Origin of the sequence: Staphylococcus agnetis, assembly GCF_002901865.1 — a bacterium.
GTDB classification, from domain to species: Bacteria; Bacillota; Bacilli; order Staphylococcales; family Staphylococcaceae; genus Staphylococcus; species Staphylococcus agnetis.
In genome coordinates this window covers 1-17,533 of the sequence record NZ_PPQF01000068.1, presented here as the reverse complement: position 1 = coordinate 17,533, position 17,533 = coordinate 1, and the positions used below count along the sequence as shown (strand labels likewise).

17 protein-coding genes and 2 pseudogenes are annotated in these 17,533 nt (G+C 33.5%); 1 reads left to right on the top strand and 18 read right to left on the bottom strand.

The features are described 5' to 3' along the window. Nucleotides 1-110: 110 nt before the first annotated feature. The 8 genes and pseudogenes from CD172_RS10095 to CD172_RS10060 all read right to left on the bottom strand — a co-directional run bounded on the left by CD172_RS10095 (nt 111) and on the right by CD172_RS10060 (nt 6,777). Nucleotides 111-2,606: an ATP-binding protein gene (locus CD172_RS10095; protein ID WP_103346275.1), complete on the bottom strand. Its 2,496-nt coding sequence runs from the start codon at nt 2,604-2,606 to the stop codon at nt 111-113. 34 nt (nt 2,607-2,640) lie between these two features. Then, nucleotides 2,641-3,024: a TcpE family conjugal transfer membrane protein gene (locus tag CD172_RS10090; protein ID WP_031796731.1), complete on the bottom strand. Its 384-nt coding sequence runs from the start codon at nt 3,022-3,024 to the stop codon at nt 2,641-2,643. 11 nt (nt 3,025-3,035) lie between these two features. Further along, nucleotides 3,036-3,296 (bottom strand): TcpD family membrane protein, encoded by a 261-nt coding sequence (locus CD172_RS10085; protein WP_103346274.1) that lies wholly within the window; start codon nt 3,294-3,296, stop codon nt 3,036-3,038. Nucleotides 3,297-3,299: 3 nt separating this feature from the next. Further along, a complete protein-coding gene (locus CD172_RS10080; protein ID WP_031884092.1) occupies nt 3,300-4,352 on the bottom strand; it encodes a conjugal transfer protein in 1,053 nt (350 codons plus the stop codon). Nucleotides 4,353-4,429: 77 nt separating this feature from the next. Then, nucleotides 4,430-5,519, bottom strand: a pseudogene (locus tag CD172_RS10075) (replication initiation factor domain-containing protein). A gap of 164 nt (nt 5,520-5,683) precedes the next feature. Continuing rightward, nucleotides 5,684-5,989 (bottom strand): hypothetical protein, encoded by a 306-nt coding sequence (locus CD172_RS10070; protein WP_096664050.1) that lies wholly within the window; start codon nt 5,987-5,989, stop codon nt 5,684-5,686. A 14-nt stretch (nt 5,990-6,003) separates the two neighbouring features. Then, entirely contained in the window at nt 6,004-6,324 is a 321-nt protein-coding gene (locus CD172_RS10065) for a DUF961 family protein (RefSeq protein ID WP_031863810.1), read from the bottom strand. A gap of 168 nt (nt 6,325-6,492) precedes the next feature. Continuing rightward, on the bottom strand, nt 6,493-6,777 hold the full coding sequence (locus CD172_RS10060) for a hypothetical protein (RefSeq protein WP_096664047.1): 285 nt from the start codon (nt 6,775-6,777) through the stop codon (nt 6,493-6,495). A 56-nt stretch (nt 6,778-6,833) separates the two neighbouring features. Here CD172_RS10060 and CD172_RS10055 point away from each other — a divergent pair. Further along, nucleotides 6,834-7,187, top strand: a pseudogene (locus tag CD172_RS10055) (MFS transporter); the annotation flags it as partial. Nucleotides 7,188-7,355: 168 nt separating this feature from the next. Here the strand turns inward: CD172_RS10055 and CD172_RS10050 are convergent. From CD172_RS10050 to CD172_RS10005, 10 genes are all read right to left on the bottom strand, one after another. Further along, nucleotides 7,356-8,882: a BCCT family transporter gene (locus CD172_RS10050; RefSeq protein ID WP_103346272.1), complete on the bottom strand. Its 1,527-nt coding sequence runs from the start codon at nt 8,880-8,882 to the stop codon at nt 7,356-7,358. A 71-nt stretch (nt 8,883-8,953) separates the two neighbouring features. Continuing rightward, on the bottom strand, nt 8,954-9,961 hold the full coding sequence (locus CD172_RS10045; protein ID WP_103346271.1) for a zinc-binding alcohol dehydrogenase family protein: 1,008 nt from the start codon (nt 9,959-9,961) through the stop codon (nt 8,954-8,956). A 167-nt stretch (nt 9,962-10,128) separates the two neighbouring features. Beyond that, complete coding sequence (gene lacG / locus CD172_RS10040) at nt 10,129-11,532, bottom strand: 6-phospho-beta-galactosidase (RefSeq protein ID WP_037567175.1); 1,404 nt, start codon at nt 11,530-11,532, stop codon at nt 10,129-10,131. 15 nt (nt 11,533-11,547) lie between these two features. Further along, nucleotides 11,548-13,275 (bottom strand): lactose-specific PTS transporter subunit EIIC, encoded by a 1,728-nt coding sequence (locus tag CD172_RS10035; RefSeq protein ID WP_103346270.1) that lies wholly within the window; start codon nt 13,273-13,275, stop codon nt 11,548-11,550. 5 nt (nt 13,276-13,280) lie between these two features. Continuing rightward, on the bottom strand, nt 13,281-13,595 hold the full coding sequence (locus tag CD172_RS10030) for a PTS lactose/cellobiose transporter subunit IIA (RefSeq protein WP_037567172.1): 315 nt from the start codon (nt 13,593-13,595) through the stop codon (nt 13,281-13,283). 39 nt (nt 13,596-13,634) lie between these two features. Then, nucleotides 13,635-14,600 (bottom strand): tagatose-bisphosphate aldolase, encoded by a 966-nt coding sequence (gene lacD / locus CD172_RS10025; protein ID WP_103346269.1) that lies wholly within the window; start codon nt 14,598-14,600, stop codon nt 13,635-13,637. A 106-nt stretch (nt 14,601-14,706) separates the two neighbouring features. Then, complete coding sequence (lacB, locus tag CD172_RS10020; RefSeq protein WP_103346268.1) at nt 14,707-15,222, bottom strand: galactose-6-phosphate isomerase subunit LacB; 516 nt, start codon at nt 15,220-15,222, stop codon at nt 14,707-14,709. 15 nt (nt 15,223-15,237) lie between these two features. Beyond that, complete coding sequence (lacA, locus tag CD172_RS10015) at nt 15,238-15,666, bottom strand: galactose-6-phosphate isomerase subunit LacA (RefSeq protein ID WP_037567165.1); 429 nt, start codon at nt 15,664-15,666, stop codon at nt 15,238-15,240. A 273-nt stretch (nt 15,667-15,939) separates the two neighbouring features. Then, nucleotides 15,940-16,692, bottom strand: a complete 753-nt coding sequence (locus CD172_RS10010; protein ID WP_037567164.1) for a DeoR/GlpR family DNA-binding transcription regulator — start codon at nt 16,690-16,692, stop codon at nt 15,940-15,942. A 181-nt stretch (nt 16,693-16,873) separates the two neighbouring features. Then, complete coding sequence (locus CD172_RS10005; protein WP_103346267.1) at nt 16,874-17,452, bottom strand: STM3941 family protein; 579 nt, start codon at nt 17,450-17,452, stop codon at nt 16,874-16,876. Nucleotides 17,453-17,533 lie beyond the last annotated feature (81 nt).

Sequence of the window (17,533 nt, the reverse complement as noted above, 5' to 3'; positions counted from 1 at the left end):
AGATGTGTATAAGAGACAGATCCAATATTACCAACTATCCACAAAATAATGGATAAACTTAAACCAAAAATTGATAAAATCATTAAAAACCTCATAATATCTACCCCTTATTATATCGCAAATTTTTCTTCTGCTATAGAACTTGCTGAATCTTCCTGCGTTCTAAATGCTTCCGTCATTTCTTCAAATGGACAATGCACAACCATTTTTCCAACTCGGCCATAAAAATCACTAAAGATACATTGACCTTTCTTTAAATCTTTTAACATCTCCATATTCTCAGGGGATTCTTTCGAATACTCTAAATCCAAAGATTTTAATATATCTTCACGCTCATCTTTTTCATCGAACGCAAAATGACAACCAAAATTACCGCCATCATCATCAGCTTTATCACGTACAGATTGCGTAATAAACACTAATGAATTGTTTTCAGAACGTCCAGTACGTTTGATGCGTTTACCTACTTTTTTACCTTGTCTTGATGCACTAAATGCCCAACCCTCATCAATAAACAACGTTGTTTGTACTTCTCGACGAGAACCGAATTTTTCTAAAAACTTACCAATTAACAACATTAAGGTAATACCATTTTTTTCACTTGTTGAATAACCCGACGGGTCATCATCAGCTTTAGGCATATCTAGACCTTTAACCTGTAATATTGTTGCTTTTTCTTGAATGTTTAAAGCTGGATTTGAACCATCACTGAATACAAGTTTTAGGATATTGTTTTGAGTTTTCTCAAATAATAAATCACCCGCATTACTCACATGCTCATCATCATCATTTTGAAGTTTTTCAATAACATTCAGTGACCCCACTTGCTTACCGTTCTCACGTTCTTCAACTGTTTCAGTAATTGCTTTATAAATCGCTGTCTCGATGTGATGATAATTTTCAAAAGATTTAATTTCATCAAATACAGATTTCAACATCTCATTTGCCTCAATACCATCTAAAAATACAATAGGGTCTAAACAACCATAATTTGTCGCATCTTCATAATTCAGTGTGACATACTTAAATGTTTTTAAATGATTAATAAAAAGGGGATACTTTCGTTGCATTTCTTTATCATCAGTTACTCGATCGAACCATTCCGCAAATTCTGATTTAGGGTCCCAATAAATCATTTGACCTTTAAAAAACGATGTATATATCCATAATAATTTAGCTAAAAATGATTTACCTTTACCCGTTTGACCCGTAATCAATACATGTGGACTATCACTCGCTGCATTTTTAATACCTTTCGCAGCTAATAACAAACTAAACAATATAATATCTCTTGAACTTGCGATAGCTTCTTCACGACTAACAGACCTTAAAAATTTATCAATACGACCAATATAAAACCCTGTCTTTGTACCTAAGCTTTGCGTTACTCCAAATAAATTTTCAGCAATTCCAGTCGCTGTAGTACGCTGAATCCAATATTTATTAATAAACAAAGCATTACCATGTAACGACTGATAAAATAATTGTAATTGGTCAGCCAAAGGATTTACCGCATAAATTTCAGTTTCTTTTAACCGTTTAATTAAACGTTTCGCTTTACGTTTACAATCTTTAAAATCATCACTTTTAATCACAAACATAAAAACCCATTCCATAAAAACACCTGAGCCAGTCACTTCTTTTTCCATTTGATTTAATACAAATAGGTTATCTTGAATATCTTCAGACGCATCATCACCCGTACTCACTTTTTCTTTTGCTTGTGCTTTATGATTAATTTTTGCACGATCAAATTTTTTCTTAACTTTTTCATTTTCAACTATTTTAGCTTTTACATGACATTCAACTGGAAAGGGCATATTTTGTGCTTTCTCAAATAAATGTGTGTACTCCATATCTAAAGGAAAATCATCAACAACAACCGTTGTTGTATAAAATGTTTCGTTCTCATTTTCAACTTCTAAAACACTTAATTTAGTTGGGTCAATCACCGCATTATACATATCCGTTGACACACGTCGTGATGATTCTTCTTGAACATCATGCGTACCATTTGAAATAAATGGCTTACGTACAATATAAGCAAGTTCATTTTCACTTAGGCGTTCACCACCTATACCTAAAAAACTATCAGCTAAATCACGCTCATAAAGCTTATATTTTGATAACAATTTTTCATCTAAATCAACATCAAAACCGAAATTAGAAACAATACGTTCAGCTGTATTAGACAAAGTGCTTTTAAATATTTCTTTAACAGTTACTGCATCATCAGTTAACTCACGAAGTTTCACACCCATTACAAATGAATTATGTGTAATCATTTGTAATTCTTGTTCTAATACATCAATTGTCTCTTTGGCATAATATTCAGCAACATCAAAAGCATCATCATCAAAATCTTGACTAATTTCTTTAAATTTATTTCTTAAATCTAAATCATGGTCATACATTTCAAAATGAAAATCTTGATAACCTTTGATCGATTCTAAAAAGTATTTCATACGTTTTTTAGTTTCTTCTTTTGCATCATAATTGGCGGTTGAGATAGATTCAGAACGTACACGATAATAAGCCCAAACTTCACCAGACTTCGTTAATAATAAATTATCTTTTAAACCTACATAAGGCGCTTTCAAATTCATCTCATCACTCCAATAAAAATAGTCCCAAAAGGGACTATTTAAACGTTATTTTCTTATTTTGATAATGTACTTCTTCATCAAAACTATATTTTACATGTTTCATTTGAACATTAAGAATATACAAAATAAAATCCCACAAAAAGAAAAACAACTTTTTTCCGTCTTGTTTTAACTTAACAACATACTTCGTTAAATAATAAGGTGCAACTGTAAAATATATAAACATCAAGCCACTTATAGACATTATTAGTGGTTTCATTAAATAAAGAAAGGCGAGTAAAAAAACAATCCATATAATTATAAAAGTAACCCAAAAATCAACACGTAATCCTTTATTAATCTTCAAACCATCAGTAAATTCATACATTACAATGGGCTGTTCAAAAGTACGTTTTAAATTATAGGCTTTTTTATCCAAATTAAATCACCTCAGCCTCCAAATATCATTTCCCAAATACCCGCAAGCGCATTAAACACACGTTCTGGACCTTTACTCACTAAGAATAAAAGACCACCCACAATAAATAGCGCTAACATACGACCATATTTACCTGTAGCCCAATGAATAATACCAATAATTAATACAACGATACCAATACCTGTACCAACTTCACTACCAATCCAATTACCCAAACCATCAATTGATGGACGACCAGCACCAAAAACCATAAAATTTATAAAGTTATCCATAAACTAACCTCCAATAGAATTTGTCATACGTTCAACATAATATTTACCATCTTTTTCCGTTATTTCTAAGGTGTAATGTTCTAAATTCTCCAAAGGAGAATCTTTATCTTTCATTAATACTTCAACTTTCGCAATATAGTTTTCACCTTTAGGATATAAGCGCACTTCTTTAATATTTGAAACTTCTCTTGTACCCTCAAGACCTTCAGGATTATTCATTAAATAAGCCATATCGTCAGACTTACTTGAAGCATACTTATTAAAGAACTCTTCAATAAATGATTTAACTTTTGGATTATCTTCACGCTTATTATCTTTCAAATTATCTTCAACCATTTTCTCTTTAGTTAAATGACTATCAGGAATAGGGGTGAAATAAGGATATTCAACAACAACGTATTTATTATTCTCACTTTTAACAGGAATATTAATTAAAACATTTTGAGTCACTTTCCTATTTTTTTCTTCTGTTTTAGTTTCATATTCCTGTTTCTTGCCTTTTTCTGTTTTCTTCTTAACCTTTACTTCTTTCTTTTCAGTAATATTCACATCATAATTAACAATATACTGAATGATCGTCTGTTTATCTTTCCTCTTGATATTATAAAACTCTTTACTATTTAATTTTCTATCTGAGTCAGATGTTTTCTCATCAGGTACTTTATAATCAGATGGGAAAAATTTAGCTAAATTTTTATTTCTTTCCTCTAAATCTTTAGAATCACGAGGTACAGACATATATGTGTCTACAAAATCATCTGCATACAATTTTAGTTTAGGACTATATTGTACGGTTGAGGCGTTATCCTCATATTTACGTTCAATTAAATCTGATTTTGACATTGCCTCATGACTTTCTTTTTTTGCTTTTGAAGATTTAATAAAACTAGCTAAAAGCAATATTAAAAGTAATACTAAGAAACAATAAAAACCTACAATAATCCACTTTTGTAAATTTTTATATTTCGGAATCGTTCGACGTTCTTCCTCAGCAACATTATAACTCTTTCCATTTTTTGAGAACCGTGATATGATGTACTTGTTAATGAATCTCAAAAAATTTTTTCTTAATTCTAATATGAATTTTAAAATGTTAAGCACCTCGCTTAATCTTACAATTTATTAGCATTGAATCATTCTTGTTGATTCAGTGCTTTTTTTCTGTGTAATTCCATTAAATATCTTTCAATTCTAGACTTATGCTCATCACCAAAATTAGAATGAGCTAAAATAACATCTATAAATGATTCACTTCCAAGCAATCCCTCTGATTTTGCCATTGCTTCTGCTGTCAAAACTGTATCTAAAGTTGTTGCCACTTGTTTCGTTAACCAATCCATATTATCTTCAATAGATTTTAAAGATGGTCTCATAGATAAATTCAATTTATCCGCATCTTTAATAAATTTCGACCAAGGTCGATAAAGTGGCCATCGTCTACGATTTGTATCATTACTGTCTTTAGGAGGTATAATAAATCGCAAATTATTATTTAGTATCGACTTTACAAGATAAGCTATATTATCCGTCTTACTTAACTCTAACGCACAATTTTCTGCATAAGATTTTCTTAATTGAATTTCATAACGATTCCATAACCCGAATTCTTCAACATCACAATTATTCTTATAGGCTTGTTCATAATTCTTTTCATAAAAACGACAATACAAATTACTTTGTTTAGAACCGATATAAAAAGTAGCTCCCTTTGATTTACCATCAGCTAAATTAAAACCGTTAATAGAACTTCCAGCACGAAACTTAGAAACACATTCAGCTTTTTCAGCTTTCTTTATCAATAAGGGAATCTTAAAATAAGTTTTATAATCATCAATAGCTATATCAATGCGTGTAAAATTTGAATTCATCTCTACACACTTATTAAAAAAATCTTTCCAAGTTTGATTTAACTGATTCAAATGATATTCAAACTCTCTACAACCTTGACCAGATAATTGTAAATGAACTCCCATTGATTCATCTTTATCAGAATAAAAAATCTTTATATTTGAAAATTCATAACCACGATTATAAAAATATAACCCGTTATTACGCTTTTTGAACAAATCTTTTGGAAGTCCAATTACATCTTCAATAACTGCAAAAATCGAGGTCGAATGGAAAGTGACTTGAACCCAGTCTACGACTGCCTCTAAGGGATTTTTATTTGTACGCTCTACCCCCCCTATTAGAAAGGGGGGCGGACTGGTTTTTCAAACACATATTCAATTACCTCCTATCAAATCGCAAGCGATTTGATAACTTGACTCGTTTTCACTTTCTTAACGCTCATTTGTCGCAGGCTCCGCCCAAATGCGAATCGCACTCCGTGCTTGCATTTCTGCGCCTGCATTCGCTAAAAGCTACAACGAGTCAAGTTAATAATCTTAATCCTTTTCAACATCACCAATGTAAACACAATCTTTTAAATCAACTTGTAGCATTCTACCATGCCCAGCTTGACTTAAACTCATACACAATAGACAAAGATCGCCATAAATAATAGGGCGACCTTTAGGCGTATTCTGTTTAATATAACTGTCATTAAATTTTGATTGTATCTCTTTAGCTAAAGTCATTAATGAAAGTTTTTCACCCCAATTAATACGACTCGCTACATAATTTAAAATCTCATCAGAGATTTTTAAATGATTCGCATAAATTTTTAATCTTTCACCTGTGTAATATTCCATAAAAATCACCTAACTTATTTACTAGATTTAGGAGACAAATTACCAGATGCTTTAATATCCTCAGCCTTAAAACTATAACCAATCGTTCCAAAATCACCATTCATTTGTACATACATTTTACATTCAGGATTTACAAGCTCACATTCTTGTAAATAATCTAATTCAACTTTATTAGGTGTTTTAACTACAATTTGTTCACCTTGTGCTTTACTACCTAATTTATATGCATAAACAGTTTCATTAGTACGCTCACCATTTTCATATTTAAATTTTTCATCTACACCTAAGAAATTTAAACTACCTAATGTTTTGTTAAAATCTAATACTGGTTCCATAATATCTACCATCCTTTTAATTAGTTTGAATTTAAAATTAGACATAAAATTACAAATTATTTTAGTATATGGTCGCACGAATAGGAATAACTCCCGCAAATCCGTACCACTGCATTTTTGATAATGGAGTTTCTATGCTTCTCCTGACCTATTAAATTTATTTAAAACCTATCGGTTCATCACCTCAAAGAATTCTAAATCTAATTGATCGATATGATACATCTTACAAATATACTTGTCAGACACACCATAAGATTTTAAATAAACATAATCCTTAAAAGTGAACCGATAATCATTATTTTGAGCTTGTTCACAAACACGCAATATACAAAAATACGCAAGTTTATACATTTTACAGATATTGCGTTTAGAATATCCATGAAATCTTAAAACTACAAAATTACGATAATCTAAATGCTTAAAATCATAAAAATGTGGTGTAAACTCTGTCATAACCATCAATTCCTTTCATAAGAATTATTGATTAATTAAAGTTTACACCACCTTATAAAAAATGGTTATTAATAAGCGGTACTATTTTTACTATAATGATGTTTTTATTAAACCAATTGTGGAGTTATACTATAATTTTACTTATTGCACTCTTTATATGGCATATCATTCAATGGAGTACAAATCCTGCAATACAATCAGGTCTGATTGAACAAGTTGAAGGTGATCATAGTCAAATTATGAGTTGGAATATGTCATCCTTAAATGCAGGTATAGGGTTTGGCGCTTTACTTGGCGGTATAGTGGTTGCGCATATTAACCTTTTTGCAACAATATACGTTGCGATGGCTATCGGGATCATTGGCCTTATAGTTATTATTCTATTAAAAAAACCAGCCCCTAAACGCTAATCATCGACTTTGTTCAGTGATAAGGTGTCATGATTTTATGTTTTATATATTACAAAGCCTTCAACGTTACTATTGAAAAACGTTGAAGGCCTTTTTTAAATCTAGACGTCGCGTTTAAGTTTTAAATGGAAATCCACGCTACTTTAATTACCATTACATGAGCATCATTTAATGTTTCCCACGCGTATTCTGATGTGTGTGTAAGTGCGTTTTGGGGTGTTCTTTTGACAGTGCTTTAAATAATGACCAAACCATAAATATAATAACAACTGAGAAAGGTAATGCAGCTATAATAAGCATGTTTTGAATGGCTTGTGTTCCACCAGTAATAATCATAATTATAGCAAATAACGCAAGCATGATTCCCCATGCCACTTTGATATAAGCAGCCGGATGATTATCTCCTTTCGTACTCAACATTCCAAGCACATAATTTGCAGAATCGGCCGATGTAATGAAGAAAATAAAGATCACAACAAGTGTTAAAAGACTTAATATAAATCCAAGTGGAAAATGTTGATACATCGCAAATGTTGCAGTTTCTGTCGCCTCTTTCGCTAAATTTGCCACCCCACGTTGTTGCTGATCGATAGCTGACGCACCAAACACTGCAAAAAAGATAAAACATACGAGTGAAGGTACAAACAATACACCAATAATAAATTCTTTAATGGTACGACCACGTGACACTCTTGCTATAAAAATACCGACAAATGGCGCCCAAGATATCCACCATGCCCAATAGAAAATCGTCCAATTATTGACCCAAGTGCGTTGCGTTTCATTATTTAAAGGTAATCGCAAACTCATATCAAAGAAATGCGCAATATAATTACCAATTCCATTTGAAAAAGTATTTAATATATACAAAGTTGGACCTAAAATAAACACAAGAACCAATACTATAAAAGCAAGAATCATATTGAAATTACTCAAATATTTTATCCCTTTACTAATACCTGTCCAACTGGACCAAGTAAAGACAAAAGCCGAAAACAGAATGATAAAAAATTGTGCTGTAAACGAAGGTTTTATATCGAACATGTAATTTAAACCTTGGTTAATTTGTAAAGCACCGAAACCAAGTGTTGCAGCCACACCTGTTACCGTTGCAATAATTGCTAAAATGTCAAGTAAACCCCCTAAAGGTCCTGACATCAATTTCCCACCAAATAACGGGCGTAATGTAGCACTTACAAGCCCTGGATAGCCTTTATGAAAGTTAAAATAGGCAATAACGAGCGCTACGATGCCGTAAACACCCCACGCATGAATACCCCAATGAAAAAACGCAAATTGAATTGCATCATCAATAGCCTGATTAGATCCTGTATGAGCGATTGGACTTTTTGTATATGCATGACTGAGAGGTTCTGCAGTCGTCCAAAATATAAGTCCCATGCCCATGCCTGCACTAAACAACATCGCAAACCAAGACTTAAGAGAAAATTCCGGCGCTTCACCCTCTTTGCCTAAAATAATTGAGCTGTGTCTTGAAAATAATAAATACACACATACAAATAAAATCGCGAGCACAAGTAACAAATAGTACCATGCGAAATGAGTCGCAATAAATGATGTGATATTTTTAGTGGATTTTTCTACATGTTTTGGGAAAAGAGCACCCAGCAATACAAAGAGTGCACATAAGAAGAGTGATACCCAAAAGACGAGACTCACTTTAAACTTTTTCATTATGCATAGCCACCTTATACCTTTTGTATGCCCTTTCCCTTTTCAATCTAATATAATCTCTATTTTTTTATTTAAATCACTTTAATGACAAGCTTTCCTATAAACTGCTGTTGTTCCATTGCTTGATGTGCCTCAAAAAGCGTATCCGTCGTTAATCCCTCTAAAGTTTTAGTGCGGGTAGAGTGATACTGTTGGGTTTGAATCTTTTGAGCAACGTCTTTCAAATAGATTTGATATTGTGCCACATCAAAGTTGTGTATTGCTCTTGCAAACATAAATTCATGAGAAAACGTTATACTCTTTTGCTTCAATAAATTCAAATCTTGATCGTTATTAAATGCTACAATTGTTGCTATATGGCCTCTTGGCTTAACGATATCAATCATTTGCGTGTAATATGCATCTGTGTCATATGTACAAAATATATAGTCTGGTGATGATAGCTTAAGCTTATTCCATTCAGACATTAAATCCATTTTATGATTTAAAACTGCATCTGCCCCTTGTTGAAGGGACCATGCTTTTGTTTCATCTCGACCAGCAGTAGTTACAACTGTTAAGCCATACGCTTTTGCAATTTGTGTCGCAATGCTTCCAACGCCACCTGCACCATTAATAATTAATATTGTTTTGGTTTGGTTTTCATGTACATTTTTAGAAATTTTAAATACATCAAAAAATGTCTCATAAGCAGTGATGGCTGTGAGAGGGAGTGCAGCCGCATCTTCAAAAGATAACTGTTTAGGCATATGAGCAATATAATCTGTATGAATCGTCTGATATGTTTGATTAGAGCCTGGTCGTTGATTCGATCCAGAATAAAAGACAGCGTCACCCATTTTAAAATCAAAGACAGACGTGCCAACTTCAACGATTTCCCCTGCCGCATCGTAACCTAAAATACGAAAATCTGTATGCATAGATGATTGTCTGACCTTTGCATCAACTGGATTGACACCAATTGCATGCACTTTCACACGTACCTCGTGTGGTTGTAACGCTGTCGGTGCTAACTCTATTTCTTCAAACAAATTTCCATCTGATAAATCAAATGGTTGTTTACTTACTATAGCTTTCATAAATGTTACCTCCTCATCAATGTTCAACTTTTGGGATACAAATCAAATAAGCACACTTAAATTAAAATCACTATAGCACTTCCCTATGCGGACTTCAAATGTATGTTAAATATCGCTATATAAACAATGAGACTTAACACGTGTAAACGTCTTAAGTCTCATAAGCTTTATTCTATGATTTGTGTTTCAGCGAGCTGTTTATACCAATACGCGCTTTTTTTCGGATAACGTTGTTGTGTTTCAAAATCTACGTAAAATAAACCATAACGTTTTTCATAGCCATTTGACCATGAGAACACATCCATAAGTGACCAAATGAAATAACCTTTTACATTAGCACCATCTTGAATCGCATCTGCGATAACTTCCAAGTGTTGTTTCACATAATCTATACGTGCATCATCTTCAACAGTATCGTTTTTGAACTCATCTTTATATCCTAAACCATTTTCTGTCACATATATTTTTTTATAGTTTGGATAATCTTTTTTCACACGCATAATTTGATCGTATAACCCTTGAGGATAAATCATCCAATCCCAATCTGTTCGCGGTACATCAATATCAAATTCACGTTGACCTACCCCTTTTAATTGGTATTTTGAAGCGCCTTTTTCGCCTTTACCATTATGCGTGATTTCACATTCGCCTTCATAGCCACGCATCCAATCACTCATGTAGTAGTTAATGCCTAAAAAGTCATTTAAGTCTTTCGCTGCATCAAGTACTTCAAAATCTTCATCACGTAAATCCAATTGGCCGCCGTTCACATTTAATATATGCTGAACGCCTTCCATAGTTTTGTCTGAATATTTACCTAAGTACGTGGCATCCAAAATGAATTTATTATGAATAATGTCTTCAAGTTCCGCAGCACGTACATCTTCAGGATTATTTTTATCAAATGGATATTTAGTTGGTAGCGCATGGACAACGCCAATTTCACCTTTATATCCTTGCTCTTTATATAATTTAACAGCTTTCGCATGTGCAACCATCATATTATGGTGCGATTGAAACACTTTTTCGAAATCATATTGAATACCTGGTGGGAATTTTCCTACTAAGTATTGACCATCTCCAATTGGCCCAATTTCATTGAAAGTTGTCCAATAGTTAACTTCTTCAAATTCTTTAAAACAAAATTCAGCATAGTTAACAAAATGCTCGATATTTTGTCTGTTTAAAAAATCACCGTCAGAGTGGAGGGTTTCAGGCGTATCAAAATGATGTAGCGTAACAAAAGGCTCTACACCACGTTTTAAACATTCTTTAAAAAGATTATGATAAAATGCCACACCTTTTGTATTAACTTCACCATATCCTGTCGGGAAAATACGCGACCACGCGATGGAAATTCTAATCCCATTGACACCAAATTTTTCACTTAATTCTAAATCGACAGGATAGCGATTATAAAAATCACTCGCGGGTTCAGCAGTATACCAATAATTCTCTTCTAAATACGTATCCCATGCGACACGTCCTTTTCCATCAGTTTGCGTAGCACCCTCAGCTTGGTACGCTGCAGTTGCACCACCAAAGATAAAATCTTTTGGTAATTTTTTCATGTTTTAAGACTCCTTTTATTTAAATTGGTCTTTCACAAATTGCAATGCGCCTTCACCATCACGCGTGAGTTTGATGTATTCAGCACCTTGCGTTTTTGCTAACTTAATTCCTAAACGGTCTGTATCTTGTTTAATATCTTCATAGTTTGATGCGACTTGAGGCGCTAAAATAACTAGATCATATTCTTTCATGATGTCCATATGTGCACCGTAACTTCCAGCCGCAGCTGTAACAGGTTTATGATGTTCTGCAGCTGCTTGATTTAAAGCATTTGCAAGTAATCCACTTGTACCGCCACCTGCACATAAAACAAGTACATTCGTTTGTTCTGTAATATCATGATTATCTGTTGTAGTTGATTGTGTTGTTTCTTGTGTTGTAGTACCTACTGATGACGCAATGACAGCGTCTGCTTTTTTCGTATCGAAATTATCAGATACTTTTGAACGTAATTCATCTGAACCATCGACACCTTTAAGCTCATCTTCTAAAATCTGTTTGTCATATACTTTAAAGAATGGATAGTAAATTAAAACATCGACGACAATTAATGTGACTGCAAGTACGAAAGTCCACACTTCAAAACCTGTACCCATTACAAGTCCAAGTGGACCTGGCGTCGTCCAAGGTAATACCACACTAAAACTGTTCATACCGAGTACGTCAACGAAGAATTTAAAGATCCATACGTTAACAATCGGAGCAGTAATAAACGGAATAAAGAATACTGGGTTTAAAACGATTGGTGCTCCAAACAGGATAGGTTCGTTTACACCAAAGAATGTTGGAACAACAGATGCACGTCCAATCGCTTTATTACGTTTCGACTTAGATAACCACATAAAGATAAAAGGTACGACAAGTGTTGCACCTGTACCACCCATCGTTACGATAAACATTTGTGTACCAGGTGTTAAAATCTTATCAGCATGTTCGCCTGCTTGTAATAACTTAAAGTTCGTTTCGATATTGGCATAAGTAATGGCAGCAATCGCAGGTTCTACGATCGATGGTCCATGAATACCTACAAACCAGAATAACGCGAAAGCACCAAAAATGATTGTAATACCTAAATAACCATCGGCTGCCGTAAATAAAGGTTCAAAGAATTTTACAATCGCTTCAGCGACATTTGTATTAATTACAGCACGTGATAATAAATCTAAACCATATAAGGCTAAAATTACTAAAGTAAATGGAATTAAATCTTTAAATACTTGAGAAATGTTAGGTGGAACTTCTTTAGGCATTTTAATTGTGACATTATTTTTCACACAGATGTTATAAATAATTACTGTGACAAATGCTGCTAAGAAAGCCGTTAAAAGCCCTTTTGTTCCCATAAATGCATTGGCAAAGCCACCTTCTTCAAGTGGGTTAGCTGCTAAAAATAAGAAACCACAAATTGCTGCAAGCATTGTTGAGATAAAGTTAATTTGATTCGTACTTTCAAGACGACGATTGTACGCATCTGTCAATGCTTTGGCAGTTGTTCCTGCGACAAGTAAACCAACAATACCCATTGTGTAGCCATAAGGTTTCATAATTGCTGCTTCAATATGTTTTGGCCATGTGAAACCAAATATATTAGGAACATACGCGATAAGTAAAAAGATACTCGAGAATAAGATAACAGGCATTGCGGAAATAAACCCATCACGAATCGCTCTTAAATAAATATTACGTGAGAGCTTTTCAAAAAACGGTTTTCCCTTTTCGATAAATCCAATTAACTTGTTCATTTTAATTAACTCCCTCTTTTGTATAATTCAATGATGTGCTTTAACATATCTTTAAGTAAAAGTGTTGTCATTAAATGGTCTTGACCATGCATCATTGTTACACTGTACGCAATGTCGTCACCTTTCGCTTCTTTTTGTAATAAAGATGTTTGTGCTTTATGCGCATCAACAATACATTGATTTCCCTCTTCAATTAATTGTTCTGCTTTAGCATAATCCCCTGCTTGTGCAACGTTTAACGCCTCTAAATATTTAGAACGTGCGTCTCCTGCATAAGCAACGATTTCAAAACCTAACATCGTAACTTCTTCTCTATTCATGGTAAACCCCTCCAACAATTAATGAATTTTATCTACTGATTATTTTTTATATGATACAGCTGTTTCTTTTAAAACTTTATTCAATTCATTGATATTGTGATAACCTTCAGTACGTAACCATTCACGTGCTGCTACCTCACCTTTTTCGATGTACGCTTGAACAGAACCTGCCCATGTTGCACGTCCACATAATACACCGTTAAATTGTGCACCTGCATTTGCAGCAAAACGTAATGTTTCTTGGAATAATTGTGCTGAAACACCTGCACTTAAATAGATATATGGTAAGTGTGTGGCTTCATCTTGTTGTTTAAAATAAGCTGCCGCTTCGTCTTGAGTGTAAACAACTTCACCATCACCGAAACCTTCAACAAAATTCATATCAACTGGTACTTCTACTTTTAATACGTCCACACCAAAGCGTTCTTTTGAAAAGACGCGCATTGCTTCGATAACTTTTCTAGGTTTCACTTTTGCATACTCAGGTCCTTTATTATCAGCAATTGTGTCATCGTAAGCTAAAATTTCTAAGAAAAATGGAATATCCTCCGCTTTACATTCCGAGCCAATACGCTCGATATATGCTTCTTTTTGATTATTAATCGCCGCTTCATCATCCACATCATAATAAAGTAAAAACTTAACGGCTTGTGCACCCGCTTCTTTAATTCGTTTTGCTGACCAGTCAACGAGGCAATCTGGAAGACGACCTTTTGCGTTCACGTCATAACCCGTTTTTTCATAAGCAAGTAACAAGCCAGCTTCAGGATGACGTACTTGTGTTGCTGGTAGACCATATTCAGGATCTAATAAAATAGAAGATGCATATTGTGTGAGTTCTTCAGAAACAAGTTTTTTAAGTTTCTCCATATCTTCAACACTTGGTTCACCTGTTTGATATTTCGCCATCATTCGTTTTAATGCGCCACGTTGATCAAAAGCAAGTGCTGAAATAATGCCATCTTCATTACTTACTTGTTCTAAAAAAGTTTGTTTTGTGCTCATGTCTTACACCTCATATTAAATGTTAGTTTGAAGCGGTTTATTGAAAAGCATTTTTCAAAATATACCGCCCTTATTTATCTGAATTTTCAAAAATTAGAATTTGCAATTAATCGTGATATTCGCCTCTGTCCCATTTCTCTAAAAATTCATCAAAGAAATGATTATCTTTTTGAGCTTGATTAATAGATTCAACTTTAGCAATTTTATCGATTAACTTTTTGTTCTCTTCTGTCGGTTTATATTCTGCATTAATAAATGCTTCAACAATGTCACATAGTAATAATTCACCAATAATTTTACCGCCAAAGCCAATGACATTCGCATTTAATTGTTCTTTCGCATATAAAGCCGAAGACATATCTCTTACAAGTGCTGAACGCACACCTGGCACTTTATTAACTGCATTATTAATGCCAACACCTGTCCCACAAATACATACACCGAGGTCAGCGTCACCACTAGTAACAGCCTCTCCCACTTTCTTTCCAAATATCGGATAGTGCGTTCGTGTAAAATCATATGTGCCACAATCAATCACTTCATGACCAAGTGACTTTAAAAATTGGGACACTTCCATTTTTGTATCTGTAACAATATGGTCGCAACCAATTGCAATTTTCATATTTAAATCCTCCTATTAACACATTTTATTTAACATGTCGACACGAATTTGATGACGACCTCCGTCATATTTTCCTTCAACAAAACCTTTGACAATGTTTATAGCCAATTTTTCTCCAACAAGAGCTGAGCCCATTGTAATCATTTTTGAATTATTATGACTACGCGTCATATATGCTGATCGCTCATCAGAAACTTCTGCTGCAATCATACCTTTAATTTTCGTAGCTACCATAAAACTGCCAGCTCCAAATTCATCAATCACAATACCTAAATTGCTATCGTCTTTTTGAACCTCTTTTGCAACCGCTACAGTTACATCGACAAAGTCAGACGTACTTTCTTCTGTTACATCTAACACATCGTATTGGTTGTCTTTTAAATACGTTTTAATATGGTCTTTTAATGCTAAACCAAATTGATCAGCACCAATAATCACTTTCACACTTATCATCCTTCCTATGATATTGCTGTTGTTGAAACAAACATTGAAATAAGCGCTTTCATCTCTTTATGTTTAAATTATAAACGTAATTAAACATATTTACAACATTATTTGTTCACTTTTTGTTTGTTGGTGTTTGATTGTTCTAATTTAGACAAAAAAGAGAGACAAAGTTTCAACAACTTTATCTCTCTACTCAAAAATATTTTACCCTTATATTTAGTTTTGTTCAACATTAATATGCATCTTTATTGTTTTTGTCACAATTTATATTTATATGACTTCGATGTAGTGTTGCACCATTTGTTGTTGTTCTTCAGTTAGACCATTGGTTACCATCGCGGTTAATTCGGACAATTCACAAAAAGACACAAAATCTTCTTTCCCTACTTTAGAATCATCCACTAATACATATTTTTCATTGGCATGCGAAATTGCTAATTTTTGCGTATACGCTTCCTCATAAGAGGACGTCATGACATCATTACCTTTAATGCCATTAGCACTAAAAAATATTTTAGAAAAACGCATCTTTTCTAGCAATGTGTTTGCCATTTCACCTACAAATGATTCGGTAATTTCTCGTTGTGTGCCTCCAATTAAATACACGTTAAAATGTTCGGAACGTTTTCGGAACAAAATGTGAAAAACAGGCAAACAATTCGTGACCACAGACAATCGTTTATTTTTGATTTCATTTGCTAACATTTCTACAGTAGTGCCTGGACCTAAAAAGATATGGTTGCCGTCTTCAATCAGCTCAGCTGCTTTTTTAGCAATCATCTTTTTCTCTTCAATTTGTTTGGTATGCTTTTCATTATGAGACATTTCCTTATATTGAAAAGCCGCATTACTACGTGCCCCGCCATGTATTTTTGTCAAGACGCCTTGCTCTTCTAATTCGATTAAATCGCGACGTACAGTCATGTCAGAAACATTTAAGTCATCAACGATATCTTGAATACGTATCGTCCCTTTTTCATGAACACGTCTTGCAATTTCATCTAATCGCTCATATTTATTCACACTGCTCACAACCTTTTTATTTATCATCACGCACTTTGAAACTTTTTAAATAACAATTTTTATGATTATGTTCAATTTACTACAAAACCATATGAAAATAAACAAAAGTGATTTGTTGTAACGTTGAATTCAACAAAAACAAACAAAAGGTAAGACACTACGGTGTCCTACCTTTGATTGCTTATAATTCGTCAATTGTTTTCATTGTTTGAACAGGCGTATCTGATTCAACTTGAATTTGCCCATATTGTTGTTGGTACTGTTGCATTAAATGGAATAGGTCGTCAGTCTTCATGCCTTTAGCAGTATTAGTATCGATAAGAATACCTGCATAACCCATCTTCGCATTGCTTTTCGCAAACATATTTCCAATCGCTGAACGCGCATTGTCTGCAACTTCAGGATGATGGAGTAACACTTGCACATAACGTTTACCGCCAAATTCCTTAATGTTAATTTCTTTCACTTCTTTCCAAGGAATTAACGTATCATTGGTCGACATTGCAGATGAATATTCATAAAATCCATGTTCATCTAAAATCGCAAAACCTGTTTTATTTAATAATGATTTCGTAAAAAACCAAATTCCTAAAGCAAAAAAGAGTGCACATAAAATCATGATAATTTTTAGAAATGTACTTGATGCACCTAGCCCTACAAGTAACAAAATCAATACCATAATAATGCTTAAACTCAAAAACAACATTTGCTTTCCTTTGGCTTTTTCAATGCGAACCACTTTAGATTCTCCATGATTCATTATGATCTCTCCCCTCTATGTATCAATTAAAAATTTGAATTGTTACACATTAGATTATACAGAATTATTCTCATTTTGCAC